The 12,621-nt window shown below is 56.5% G+C and carries 12 protein-coding genes and 1 other RNA gene; 10 read left to right on the forward strand and 3 right to left on the reverse strand.

Features of this window, described 5'->3' with window-relative positions; all coding sequences use genetic code 11:
* Positions 1 to 5: 5 nt before the first annotated feature.
* Positions 6 to 419 (forward strand): ClpXP protease specificity-enhancing factor, encoded by a 414-nt coding sequence (locus KFJ24_RS00870; protein WP_250832526.1) that lies wholly within the window; start codon positions 6 to 8, stop codon positions 417 to 419.
* A 41-nt stretch (positions 420 to 460) separates the two neighbouring features.
* Here the strand turns inward: KFJ24_RS00870 and KFJ24_RS00875 are convergent, their stop codons facing one another.
* The 3 genes from KFJ24_RS00875 to KFJ24_RS00885 are packed head-to-tail and all read right to left on the reverse strand — an operon-like array spanning position 461 to position 3,388.
* Positions 461 to 1,051: an SIS domain-containing protein gene (locus KFJ24_RS00875; protein WP_250829193.1), complete on the reverse strand. Its 591-nt coding sequence runs from the start codon at positions 1,049 to 1,051 to the stop codon at positions 461 to 463.
* 9 nt (positions 1,052 to 1,060) lie between these two features.
* Entirely contained in the window at positions 1,061 to 1,426 is a 366-nt protein-coding gene (locus KFJ24_RS00880; RefSeq protein WP_250829194.1) for a YraN family protein, read from the reverse strand.
* A 27-nt stretch (positions 1,427 to 1,453) separates the two neighbouring features.
* Positions 1,454 to 3,388, reverse strand: coding sequence for a penicillin-binding protein activator (locus KFJ24_RS00885; RefSeq protein ID WP_250829195.1), 1,935 nt, complete (start codon positions 3,386 to 3,388; stop codon positions 1,454 to 1,456).
* 75 nt (positions 3,389 to 3,463) lie between these two features.
* On the opposite strand from KFJ24_RS00885, the gene rsmI reads away from it, so the two are divergent.
* The 9 genes from rsmI to mraY all read left to right on the forward strand — a co-directional run bounded on the left by rsmI (position 3,464) and on the right by mraY (position 12,614).
* Positions 3,464 to 4,360 (forward strand): 16S rRNA (cytidine(1402)-2'-O)-methyltransferase, encoded by an 897-nt coding sequence (gene rsmI / locus KFJ24_RS00890; protein ID WP_250829196.1) that lies wholly within the window; start codon positions 3,464 to 3,466, stop codon positions 4,358 to 4,360.
* Positions 4,361 to 4,415: 55 nt separating this feature from the next.
* An RNA gene (gene rnpB / locus KFJ24_RS00895) (RNase P RNA component class A) lies at positions 4,416 to 4,766 on the forward strand.
* A gap of 304 nt (positions 4,767 to 5,070) precedes the next feature.
* Positions 5,071 to 5,523 (forward strand): division/cell wall cluster transcriptional repressor MraZ, encoded by a 453-nt coding sequence (gene mraZ / locus KFJ24_RS00900; protein ID WP_250829197.1) that lies wholly within the window; start codon positions 5,071 to 5,073, stop codon positions 5,521 to 5,523.
* Positions 5,520 to 6,503: a 16S rRNA (cytosine(1402)-N(4))-methyltransferase RsmH gene (gene rsmH, locus KFJ24_RS00905; RefSeq protein ID WP_250829198.1), complete on the forward strand. Its 984-nt coding sequence runs from the start codon at positions 5,520 to 5,522 to the stop codon at positions 6,501 to 6,503. The genes mraZ and rsmH overlap by 4 nt, the downstream gene beginning before the upstream one ends.
* A 2-nt stretch (positions 6,504 to 6,505) precedes the next feature.
* Complete coding sequence (ftsL, locus tag KFJ24_RS00910) at positions 6,506 to 6,910, forward strand: cell division protein FtsL (RefSeq protein ID WP_250829199.1); 405 nt, start codon at positions 6,506 to 6,508, stop codon at positions 6,908 to 6,910.
* Between the two features lie 33 nt (positions 6,911 to 6,943).
* Positions 6,944 to 8,683, forward strand: a complete 1,740-nt coding sequence (locus KFJ24_RS00915) for a peptidoglycan D,D-transpeptidase FtsI family protein (protein WP_250829200.1) — start codon at positions 6,944 to 6,946, stop codon at positions 8,681 to 8,683.
* Between the two features lie 3 nt (positions 8,684 to 8,686).
* Positions 8,687 to 10,171: a UDP-N-acetylmuramoyl-L-alanyl-D-glutamate--2,6-diaminopimelate ligase gene (locus KFJ24_RS00920; protein WP_250829201.1), complete on the forward strand. Its 1,485-nt coding sequence runs from the start codon at positions 8,687 to 8,689 to the stop codon at positions 10,169 to 10,171.
* Positions 10,168 to 11,544 (forward strand): UDP-N-acetylmuramoyl-tripeptide--D-alanyl-D-alanine ligase, encoded by a 1,377-nt coding sequence (locus KFJ24_RS00925; protein ID WP_250829202.1) that lies wholly within the window; start codon positions 10,168 to 10,170, stop codon positions 11,542 to 11,544. Before KFJ24_RS00920 ends, KFJ24_RS00925 begins: the two co-directional genes overlap by 4 nt.
* Complete coding sequence (gene mraY / locus KFJ24_RS00930) at positions 11,529 to 12,614, forward strand: phospho-N-acetylmuramoyl-pentapeptide-transferase (RefSeq protein ID WP_250829203.1); 1,086 nt, start codon at positions 11,529 to 11,531, stop codon at positions 12,612 to 12,614. Before KFJ24_RS00925 ends, mraY begins: the two co-directional genes overlap by 16 nt.
* Positions 12,615 to 12,621 lie beyond the last annotated feature (7 nt).

Consider the following 12,621-nt stretch of genomic DNA (forward strand, 5'->3'; position numbering starts at 1 on the left):
TCACTATGACGTCCAGCCGCCCTTACCTGGTAAGGGCCTTTAATGAGTGGATACTGGACAACGACTGCACGCCATACATTGTGGTCGATGCCGGCGTTCAGGGTGTTCAGGTGCCAAATGAGCACGTGGCTAATGGTCAGATTGTCCTGAACATCAGCCCCGGTGCGGTCCGTAGTTTGGTCGTTGGTAATGGGGCGCTGGAGTTCAGTGCCCGATTTGGCGGTGTGCCAATGCAGGTGTTTATTCCGCTCCAGGCGGTTATGGCCATCTATGCCAAAGAAAACGGTGAGGGCATGGTGTTCGGCAGTGAGCCGGGTTCTCCAGATCCTGACGGTACCAGTGATGGCGATGCATCTGAGCAGGGGCATGGCCAGGAAGAGCGCCCTTCGGGTCGCCCGACATTGAAAGTCGTCAAGTAGTAAGCAGTTCCCTCAAAAGCCAGCATTATTTGCTGGCTTTTTTATCCCCCAAAAAGTTTGCTGTCAATCAGTCCGCACAGGGCATTGATAATAACCAGTAGCAGCGGTGTTGCTTCTGTCGGCGTCAGATTATTCAATGCAATTTCATGGTCCTCAGGTTGCATAAGGGAAGTTATGTCGGACTTCTCCCGGGTACTGAGCACCACGACATTCATTTCCCTGTCGTGGGCCGCCTGAATAGCTTGTATCAGGTTGGCCTTATGGCCGTCATCAACAATGACGAACAGCAGATCCCCCGGCTTGCCAATGGCTCTTACCTGACGAGAAAACGTGTCGTTAAACCGGTTGTCACGACATATGGCCGAATAGGTCGTTGCATCGGCGCCCAGATTGATGGCTGGCAGTGCCGGGCGATCCTGATCAAAACGGTTCAATAAAGCCGTGCAGAAATACTGGGCAAGAATGTTGGCATTGCCGTTGGCGCAAGTGATGATCTTCCCGTCCTGAAGCAGGGCGCCAACAAAGGCGTCCGCGACATCCTCAATTGCCGGGCCCACCGTGCTGGCTGCCTGCGCGGTGTGCTCCATATGACTCGCGAACCATTGGTTTATCTGGTGTTCGGTATCGGTCATTGCGTCTGTTTATCCTGCCTGAATTGCATTTTTGATCCATTGTACCCGGTATTTTTTGATGGTTCCCGGGCTAATGGCAATGACATCTATCCGGCTCAAGCTGTCCCAAAGCCCGTGTCTGTGAAGATAAAAGGAGGCGGCTTTCAGTAAGCGACGCTGTTTCGGGTAATTGATTGAACTGGCCGGATCGGTGAAACTGCCCGGGCCCCGATAGCGAACCTCAAAGAAAACCAGAGTGTCCTTGTCCCGTCCTATGAGGTCGATCTCTCCCCCACGGTTATAGACATTGCGTTCAATGATGTGCACGCCGCGACTGGCCAAATAGCGGGCGGCAACCGACTCAAAGTGGTTGCCCAGAGTCTTTCTGCCTTCCATGGCAAGAACTCCCGGGTAGTGAGCGGATTATGGTGCTGTGTTTTCAGTATCCGTTGACGCTTCCGGAGCGTTGGATTCCGACATCGGTTTTTCCAGTTCGGGAAGTAATTCGGGAACACCATTCCTGAATTGCGCCCATGTCTGCTCCCTGTGAATACTGCCTTCCGGAGTCATTGTCAGCACTCCTGTCTCGCCGTTCACCGATGCCGTTTCTATCTGCCGCAGCAACGGTAGCCGTTTACTGAGCTTCCAGGCGTCGGCGCCCATCGCAAATAGCCGGCCGACCTGTCCCCGGGTCCCGGAGAGGTAGTTCGCAGATTGGGTTCTAAGCTCGTTTGCCTCGCTCAGAACCCAGGGAATGTCAGTGAAGATCACCGCATTCAGGTCCCGATCCCTGGAGGGGTCTGGTGAACCTTCATAGACAATGGACGGAGAGTAGACCGGAAGGTCGCCTCCGAAATAGTACGCGAACAGTGGTTTGAACTGCCGGCCAATGGTCGGATCGGCCACCATGACGATGGCTTCCGCATCTTGTCGCCTTCTGGGCTCGAATTCGACGTCCATGCCAATCGTGCGCTCAACCTGGATCGCCCGGTCGCGGGAAATCGTGATGCCAAGAAGGTCTGCAGTGACTGCCCGCAGGTTGTCCTCCCGGAAGAATCTTTCGATATCCAGGGCCGTCGTGTTGTTTTCCGCCATCCGCTGCAAAAGCGCTGATTCAACCCGGTCTCCCCATTCTCCCTGGGGAATCAGGATCAGCACGTCGCGAATGTCTTCCGCAGCCAGTCGGTCAGCAATCTGACGCGCTTCGTCTTCTGCCGACAGGCCAAACTGGTACAACCCATCGGGAACCTGGCTGCCGGCAGGAAGATAATTGAGGCCAAGAGCCGGCACGGGAAGTGTGTTCAGGGAGCGAAGACCGGCGAGCGAGTCCTTTTCCAGGGGGCCAACGATCAGATCGATATCCTGTCCGGACAGTTCCCGGTACAGCTCGCTGAAGGCCCCGCCCGATGTGTCGACAATACGAATATCAGTTTTGCTGCGATCCACGGATTTATCGAGGTAGTAGGCGGCAATGAATCCGTCGCGGATAGCTTTGCCCGCACTGGCCAGCGGTCCGTTGAGGGGGATGGCAAGCGCGATTTTTTCCGGTCGGCTTTCGGCAAGGGTAGCAATCAGCTGCAGCTCGGATGGCAGGACCTGAGCTGCCGGATGAACCGGCCAGTTGTTCTGCCAGCGCCGGATGGTGCGGCCCTTTTCATCAATCCCCGTCCCTGGCTCCCGAAATGCAGCGGCAAGCTCTAGCCAGCCCTGGACTTCGTATCCGATGGACTCGGTGTTGGCGACTTCCAGCTCGGGTTCAGGGACAGCCTTCAGCAGCTGCCATATCCTGTCATGGAGCTCCTGCGGGTTTGCGGTGCCGTCGGTCTGAGACAGGAGAACGAGTGTCATGGCTGACGACAGTCGATCACCTGCAAGGGCGAAGGTCTGTGCCTGAAGATCTGCAGCCCGACCTACCAGTTCCGGGCTGTAGTTAATAAAACTCTCTACGTCCAGATCGACAGTCAGTGACCGAGCCCATTCGCTGTCTTGCAGCGCGACTGCACCAGCCATGGCCAGAAGGCGTTTCTGGTTCTCCATAGGCGGTGTCAGTTGCGTCAACTGTGGGCTTTGCAGTAGCGTGCGAGCCGCCATGTCGTCGCCCTGGTCCTGAAACCGGCTGGCAATGCGCAGCAGATAGCGTTGAGCTGTCTCGCGGTTGTCTTCCTGGCCGGCAAGGTCCAGCGCCTGTTCAGGGGTCTGGGCAATGTGAGACTGCAGGTTGACGCTGGCGCATCCCGCAGACAGGAGTGCCACGGTTAATATACTGGCCAGGGCTCGATGGTTAATACGGTTCTTGGTCATGGCAAGCTCGAAATACTCCGGATAATTGGGCTTGTGGCGCCGCTCTAACGGTGGCAAGTTTAGCAGCTCCGGGGTCAATTCACATGACGTAAGTGTCATGGTGTGAGAGTAAGAAACAATGAGGCGAACAATTTGAAATCCGAGGCAGATGAGCCGGCAAGCCGTGCGGGAAAAAATGACGCTCCGAAAGGAACGTTATATATAGTCGCTACGCCTATCGGAAACCTGGAGGACCTCTCTCCCCGGGCCAGCAATGTGCTGTCGAAAGTGGATGTGGTTGCGGTCGAGGATACCCGCCACAGCGGGCGCCTGCTCCAGCACCTCGGTCTGCAAAAACGCATGATTGCACTTCACGATCATAATGAAAGGGCTCGGGCCGGGAGTCTCCTGGATGAGCTGGAGGCCGGGCTGGATGTTGCGCTGATTTCGGACGCCGGGACGCCTCTTATCTCCGACCCGGGGTATGTGCTGGTGCGAGAGGCGCGAAACCGGGGTCTGACGGTCTCGCCCATACCTGGTCCGTGCGCCATCGTTACGGCGCTGAGTGCTGCGGGCCTGCCGACCGACCGGTTCCTGTTCGTGGGCTTTCTGCCCGCCAAACGGACAGGGCGGCGAACGGCTCTTGAGGAACTTGGTCAGGAGCGGGCTACCCTGGTGTTCTACGAGTCACCGCACAGGATACTGGACGCAATGCGCGATCTGGTGAAAGTCTTTGGTGAGAGCCGGGAAGTTGTGCTCGGACGGGAGCTAACCAAAACCTTCGAAACCTTTTACTCCGGCGGGATGGGTGAAGTGCTTGAGAAGCTGGAATCAGATCCTCATGGTACCAAGGGCGAATTTGTGGTGATGGTTCGTGGGGCTGAGCCTGTTGAAACAGGTGAAGAATGCGGGGCGCTCGATGTGGATCGCCTTATCCGGCTGCTAATGGCCGAGTTGCCGGTGAAAAAGGTGGCCAGAATGGCGGCTGAACTGACTGGTCTCTCCAAAAACGTACTCTATCAACGGGCTTTGGAGCTCAAGCAGGACTAAAAAAGCGAGGGTTCTTTTTCTTGCAAGGCCGGGTGGGCAGGAGTATTGTCACGCCCGAGCTCGCCAGACAGTCGCCGCCGGTTAAACCGGGGGAGGAAAGTCCGGGCTCCGCAGGGCAAGGTGCCAGGTAACGCCTGGGCGGCGCGAGCCGACGGAAAGTGCAACAGAAAGTATACCGCCTAAGCACCTAAGGGTGCCGGTAAGGGTGAAACGGTGCGGTAAGAGCGCACCGCGTGGCTGGCAACAGTTCACGGCGATGGTAAACCCCACCTGGAGCAAGACCAAATAGGAATCCAATGGCGTGGCCCGCGCTGGATTCGGGTAGGTTGCTTGAGGCCTGTGGTGACGCAGGCCCTAGATGAATGACTGTCCACGACAGAACCCGGCTTACCGGCGAGCTCGATTTCTTTTCCTTTCATTTGAAGCCCATCATTCTTAGTAGATGTCTGTTATAGCCAAACAATCTTAAACCTCACTTGTCTTCTTCAGACTTTTTTGCAGGTGTTTGATTTTTCTTCTTTTCTTTTTCGTAATCTCACCATTTCGTCAAATCTTTGCTCGTAACCTCTTGTCATAAAAGGAACTTTTCCAAGTGCGACGCCGTTCGCGGCGCTTGCATTGTGTATTGCGTGTTTCTATAGTGTGCAGAAGTGGTAAAAAGTGGTTTCTAGTGGTTTTTTGTGGTTTCCAGGCTCTCAGAGACAGCGTAAATGAGCAATTTTCTCGGCAGTCATGCCATCAATATGGATGCGAAGGGTCGCCTGGCGATCCCCGCCAAGGTGCGCGAAGAGCTCGCGCAGTCCTGTGGTGGCCGCATTGTATTGACAGCAAATGCCGATGAAGAGCGGTGTCTGTTGGTCTATCCCGAGCCTGAATGGGAAGAGTTGCAGCCGAAAATCAAAGCGCTACCCAATATGAACAAGGCGGCGAAAAGGTTGCAGCGGTTATTGCTTGGTAATGCCGCGCCTATGGAGCTGGACTCCGCGGGGCGCATTCTGATTCCACCGACACTAAGAAGCTACGCTCACCTTGAGAAAAAATTGATGTTGATAGGACAGGGAAACAAGCTGGAACTCTGGAGCGAAGAGCGCTGGTTCGCATGGCTTGACGAGTCCTCCGACGATGAAGATATGCCACCTGAAATGGAAGCGCTCTCTTTATGACCTCCGATCGCAGGCAGAAGGACGGAGCAGCGCTTCCGCATCGCTCGGTACTTCTGGATTCGGCGGTCGACTATCTGGTCAGTGACCCCGATGGAACATATGTGGATGGCACCTTTGGTCGTGGTGGTCACAGTCAGCTGATTCTGGGCCGCCTTGGAGAAAACGGGCATCTGTTAGGCATCGACAAGGATCCGGAAGCTATCAGGGTGGCTGAACAATTCGCCATTGAGGACCCGCGATTCTCTTGGTTCCACGGTTCGTTTGCAGAACTGAGCCTGGCGCTTGCGCGCAGGGAGTGGAGCGATGTTAACGGGGTTCTTATGGATCTGGGTGTGTCCTCGCCCCAGCTTGATGACGCTTCGCGCGGATTCAGCTTTATGCGGGATGGACCTCTGGATATGCGGATGAATCCCCAGCAATCTCCAAGCGCCGCTGAATGGCTGGCAGAAGCGGACGAGCGGGACATCGCAAATGTTATCTGGCGATACGGTGAGGAGCGGTTCTCTCGCCGTATCGCGCGTCTTGTTGTTGCGCGTCGCCAGGAAGAGGCCATCGAGACGACCCGCCAGCTGGCGGAACTGGTCAGTGAGGCTGTGCCTAAAAAGGAAAAGCACAAGCATCCTGCTACCCGGACGTTTCAGGCCATCCGGATTTTTATTAATCGGGAGCTGGAAGATCTGGAAACAGGGCTTCAGGCAGCGGTTGAACATCTCGCTCCGGGTGGCCGGCTGGTGGTCATCAGTTTTCATTCACTCGAAGACCGGCTGGTCAAACGGTTCATGAGGGATCTGGCCCGTGGGCCTCAGTTGCCCAAAGGAATACCGGTGACGGCGGACCAGGAAGCGTCGGCATTCCGCCTGATTGGCAAGGCCAACAAGGCAGGTTCTGACGAGATAAATGACAATGTCAGAGCCCGGAGCGCGGTCATGCGCGTTCTGGAACGCATTGATATTAATATAAATTCGCAGGGGAGCGCGTGATCATGGGCGCGGTGGCCATAGAGCAGCCGGTTAAGACGGCAAAGTTGAACAAACAGAGAGTGCGTGACGGCGTTGCAACGGCTGTGCGTATTTCCCACCGGGTGTTCGATGCGACCGGGCAAAAAAACGTGTTGGTATCGCTCGCATTGGTGGCACTGCTATTGGCGTCGTCCATCGGCGTTGTTGTCAGTGCCCATGAAAACCGGGAGCTTTTCAATACGCTTTCCCATCTGCAGGCGGAACGCGATCGGTTTCACAGAGAATGGAGTCAGCTGCTGCTGGAACAGAGTGCACTGAGTGCTCACGGTCGGGTAGAAAACCTGGCCTCGGAGCGGTTCGGTATGGTGGTTCCGGGGCGTCAGGACATCGTTTTGGTGCCGCTGATGTCGCCTGTTGCCGCAAAGTAATCAAGCACAAAAATAACCGTCAGGGTGATTGATTTGTCCGGTCAGCGAAAGCAGACAACATGGAGCCAGCGATTGGCGACGGGCCTGAAGGCCTGGCGCTTTGGCTCTGTGCTGGGTGTTTTTCTGCTGGTGGTTGCAGTTCTTGGCTGGCGGCTGGTGGACCTTCACGTTGTTGACAACGAGTTTTTGCGGAAGCAGGGCGATGTCCGCACCATCCGGGTAGAGACGATTGATGCCCATCGCGGTGTTATCTCGGACCGCTATGGTGAGCCCCTCGCTGTCAGTACGCCGGTTCAGACTATCTGGGCCAATCCTTCGGAGGCAGATCCGGAAGAAGCCCGTCTGACAAATCTGGCCCGGCTTCTGGATATCAGTGAGGCAGGTCTTCGCAAGCGGCTAGAGGACTATTCGGGTCGAGAGTTCATTTATCTGCGGAGAAAAGTTCAGCCGGGTCTTGCCAAAGACGTGATGGCTCTGGATATCGACGGGGTATACACCCGTCAGGAGTACCGTCGTTATTACCCTGCAGGCGAGGTGACTGCTCATATTGTCGGTTTTACCAATATTGATGAGTATGGTCAGGAAGGTATGGAGCTGGCTTACAATCCCTGGTTGTCCGGTGAGTCTGGTCGCAAGCGGGTTCTGAAAGACAACCGTGGCCGAACTATCAAGGACCTGACCCTCATTCGTGATGCCAGCCCTGGCCGCAATCTCGAACTCAGTATTGACCTGCGTCTGCAGTACCTTGCCTATCGCGAGCTTAAAGCGGTCGTTAATGCACATAGCGCCCGAGGTGGCACGCTGGTCATGCTTGATGTGGATACCGGTGAGGTGCTGGCTATGGCCAATCAGGGGTCTTACAACCCCAATGACCGTAGTCAGCTGGCGGCAGAAAATCTGAGAAACAAAGCAATTACAGACCTGTTTGAGCCCGGCTCAACCATGAAGCCGATTACCATGGCTGCCGCCCTTGAATCGGGGGAGTATTCGGTCAACACCACGATTGATACATCGCCGGGTTACCGGCGTTTTGGTCGCTTTACCATCCGTGACCACCGCAATTATGGCGTCATCAGCCTTACCGATATCATTGCCAAGTCCAGCAATGTCGGGATCAGCAAGATCGCAACGGATATTGGTGGAGACACCATTCGTGACCTCTATGCCCGAATGGGCATTGGCCAGCCCACCGGTATCGGTTTCCCCGGGGAGGCGGTAGGTGTGCTTCCTGCACCGCCAAAGTGGCGCCCGGTCGAGGAAGCCACGCTGTCCTATGGCTACGGCATGAGTGTAAACGCGCTTCAGCTGGCACAGGCCTACACGGTAATTGCCAATGGCGGTATCCGGTATCCGTTAAGCCTGCTCAAACTGGATAAAGAGCCTCAGGGTCAGCGCGTGCTGTCCGAGAAGGTAACCTACGACGTCCGGAACATGCTCAGGGAGGTTGTAACCCGGGGCACAGGTACCCGTGCCCAGCCGGGCTTCTATTCGGCGGGCGGTAAAACGGGGACGGTTCACCTTGTGGGCAAGCAGGGCTACGAGGATAGCCAGTACAAGGCAATTTTTGCCGGTATGGCGCCAATTGATAATCCCAGAATTGTTACGGTTGTGGCCGTTGATGCGCCACAGTCCGGTGAATACTACGGTGGCGAAGTCGCTGCTCCGGTATTTGCCCGGGTGATGAGTGACGCACTGCGACTGCTGAATGTGAAGCCTGAACTGGAAGTCGGCGGCGCACCTGCGCCTGCAGAGACGACCGGGGCGAGGGGATAACCTATGTGCATCACATCTCTCAGTACGTTGTTGCAAGGTATTGTTCCGGTACCGTCGGTGTTTGACGTGACCATTCATGGTCTCAAGGCAGACAGTCGGGAGGTGCGTTCAGGTGATGCATTTATTGCCTTGTCAGGCGCTAAAACGCCGGCTGACTACCATGTTGACAGGGCCATCGCTGCTGGTGCCACGGTCGTGTTGCTTGAATCCGATGTTGCCGGCGAATGTTCTGAACACCATGGTGCACTGATCGTCCCCGTGGCCGGTCTGAAATCAAAGCTTGGACGGATTGCTGATCGCTTCTTTGAGCATCCGTCCCAGCGGTTGCGCCTGATTGGCGTCACCGGAACCAATGGCAAGACCTCCGTCTGTCAATATATTGCCCATCTGCTGAAAGAAACGGGTACTCCCTGTGGTGTCCTGGGTACCGTCGGTTATGGCATGCCTGGTGCACTGCAGCCCGCAACTCATACAACGCCTGACGTGGTTGAGGTCAATCGTGTGTTGTCACGAATCCTGTCCCAAGGTGGTAGAGCAGCCGTTATGGAGGTTTCATCTCATGCCCTCGATCAGGGGCGCGTGGATGATCTGGCCATGACTGCCGGTGTGTTTACAAACCTGACGCGGGATCATCTGGACTACCACGGCTCCATGGACGCCTATGGCGAGGCCAAGGCGAAGCTGTTTGAGCGTGAAGAGTTGCACTTTTCCGTGATCAACTTTGACGACCCGTTTGGGCGCCAGTTGTTTGGCCAGCTCGAGGGCCAGTGCGATCGGGTGCGCTACAGCCTCCATGAAGCCCAGACTGAACTCTGGCTAAAGGGCTTCCGTCCGACGGATGACGGCTTCGATGCGGAGGTAGATGGTCAGTGGGGTGCTTTCGATATCTCCGTCCCGTTGATGGGCAGTTTCAATGCAAGCAACGTGCTTGCAGCTATAGCAACCGTACTTACCCTCGGAGTGCCTGTCGAAAGGGTGCAGCGAGCGGTCAGCCAGCTGGAACCGCCGCCGGGCCGGCTTGAAAAGTTCGGAAGCGCCGATGGTGTCCGTGTTGTGGTTGACTATGCTCACACGCCGGATGCGCTTGCCAACGCCCTGACAGCGCTCAGACCTCATGTCACCGGACGTCTGATCTGCGTCTTCGGCTGTGGCGGCGACCGCGACAGTGGTAAGCGTCCAGAAATGGCCCGGGAGGCAGAAAAGCTTGCCGATGTCATTGTTGTTACTGATGACAACCCCCGGAGCGAAGATCCGGCCGTCATTGTCCGGGACATCGTTGCCGGATTCTCGGCTCCGGACCGGGCGATGATTGTTCATGACCGTGCCGAGGCAATCCGTACTGCTATTCAGTCGGCCTGTGCCGAGGATCTCGTGCTGGTGGCTGGAAAGGGTCATGAAACCTATCAGGAGGTGGCCGGCCAGAGGTTTCCCTTCAGCGATGCCGAACAGGTTCGCCACGGCTTGAACCTCAATGGAGGTGTGGCATGATGCGCGCCTTTTCCCTGGCTGAGGCCCGTCACTGGACCGGAGCCACCGGTGCAGACCACGAATCCGATAAGCTTTGTTTTTCCGGTGTGTCCACCGACACCCGGTCGCTTGAGAAGGGCCAGCTGTTTGTGGCACTGCGTGGTGAGACTTTTGATGGTCATCGGTTTCTGCGAACTGCGCGGGACTCTGGTGCTGTGGCAGCAGTGGTGGACACGTTTGATGATTCCGTGGACATGCCCCAACTGGTGGTTCAAGACACCATTGATGCACTGGCAAAGCTGGCCGCTGGCAACCGCGCTGAGAGCGATGCCCAGCTTGTCGGGATTACGGGTAGCAGTGGTAAAACCACGGTGCGAGAAATGACAGCGGCAATTCTGTCGCAGATGGGCCCGACTCTGGCAACCCAGGGCAACCTCAACAACCACATTGGTGTCCCCCTGACTCTATTCGGCCTGGCGCCGGAGCATCGCTATGGCGCCATTGAGCTGGGAGCAAGTGGGCTGGGCGAAATTGCCCATACGGTCGCAATAACCAGGCCCCGGGTCGTGATCCTGACTAACGCGGGTTCTGCGCACCTCGAGGGCTTTGGCAGCTACGAAAATATTGTTCGCGCCAAGGGCGAGATTATTGATGGTGTGATGGAGGGTGGTCTGGTCGTGCTCAACCGGGATGATCCTGCGTTTGAGCAGTGGCGGGATCGCGCCGGGGCAAGTCGCGTTCTAAGCGTCAGCCGGTTCGGACATGCCGAAGCGGACTATACGGCGACCAAAAACGGGACTGAGCTTCGGATAACCGGCCCCGACGGCTGGTGCTGCAATCTGTTCCTGGCCCTCGAAGGCGAGCACAACATCTCTAATGCGCTGCTTGCTATCGCCGCAGCCCGGGATCTCGGGGCAGAAGATAGCGCGCTCACGGCCGGTCTGGCTGGGCTCAAGCCCGTCAAGGGGCGGTTGCAGAGTCTGAATCTGACGACGGACCTGACCGTTATCGACGACAGCTATAACGCCAACCCGGCTTCCATGAAGGCTGCATTGAGTGTTCTCGCAAAGCGGTCCGGAGAGCGGATTGCCGTGTTTGGTGCCATGGCAGAACTTGGTCCCGATGCGCGGGCTCTGCACAGGGAAGTGGGGCAGTATGCCCGGGACGAGAAGGTCGAACGATTACTGACAGTAGGCCCGGGATGCGAAGGTTACGCCGACGGTTTTGGTGACAGTACGGAGGAGTGCCAGACCCACGAACAGGCTGTTGCGGCGATAGTCGGTGCTAAACAGGGGCCAGCAACTGTGTTGGTTAAAGGTTCTCGCAGTTCCGCCATGGACCGCGTGGTGGAGGGGATTAAAGAAAAGGTGAATAACTCATGCTGCTCTGGCTGACAGAGGCTCTATCACAATACTTCTCCGCCCTGACGGTATTTCAGTACCTGACCCTGCGCGGGATTCTGGGAACGCTGACGGCGCTCCTGATTTCGCTGATTATCGGTCCGGTAATGATTCGCAAACTGGCGCAATACCAGATTGGACAGGCGGTGCGTGACGACGGGCCTCAGACCCACCTCAGCAAGGCCGGGACCCCCACTATGGGAGGTGCTCTGATTCTGGTGGCGATCGGTGCCAGTACCTTGCTCTGGGCTGACCTGAGCAACCGCTATGTGTGGGTTACGCTGCTTGTAACCCTGCTGTTTGGTGCCATTGGCTGGATAGACGATTACCGCAAGGTGGTGGAACGTAACCCCCGCGGTCTGCCGGCACGCTGGAAATACTTCTGGCAGTCCGTTATCGGTGCAGGCGCTGCCATCGCACTGTTTTTCAGTGCCTCGCTGCCTCAGGAGACGTCCCTATATGTGCCGTTCGTGAAGCAGGTCTCTCTAACACTTGGGCCGGTCATTTTCATCCTGCTCAGCTACTTCGTGATTGTCGGCAGTAGTAATGCTGTGAACCTGACCGATGGCCTGGACGGACTCGCGATCATGCCCACGGTCATGGTTGCCGGCGCCCTGGGTATTTTCGCCTATCTTTCCGGCCACGCCCAGTTTGCCAATTACCTGTTGATTCCGCACTTGCCGGGGACCGGTGAGCTGATTGTCTTTTGCGGAGCCATAGTCGGCGCGGGGCTTGGTTTTCTCTGGTTCAACACTTATCCAGCGCAGGTCTTTATGGGCGATGTGGGTGCCCTCGCACTGGGTGCCGCGTTGGGTGTGGTAGCAGTGATTGTTCGCCAGGAGATCGTGCTCTTCATTATGGGTGGTGTGTTTGTCATGGAAACCGTGTCGGTCATCCTTCAGGTGGCCTCTTTCCGGCTAACCGGTCGGCGGATTTTCCGCATGGCCCCACTACATCATCATTTTGAATTGAAAGGCTGGCCGGAGCCGCGCGTCATCGTGCGCTTCTGGGTCGTTACCGTTGTTCTGGTTCTGATTGGCATTGCCAGTCTCAAGTTACGTTAGGAATAAG

Source organism: Marinobacter sediminum (assembly GCF_023657445.1).
Classification (GTDB): domain Bacteria; phylum Pseudomonadota; class Gammaproteobacteria; order Pseudomonadales; family Oleiphilaceae; genus Marinobacter; species Marinobacter sediminum_A.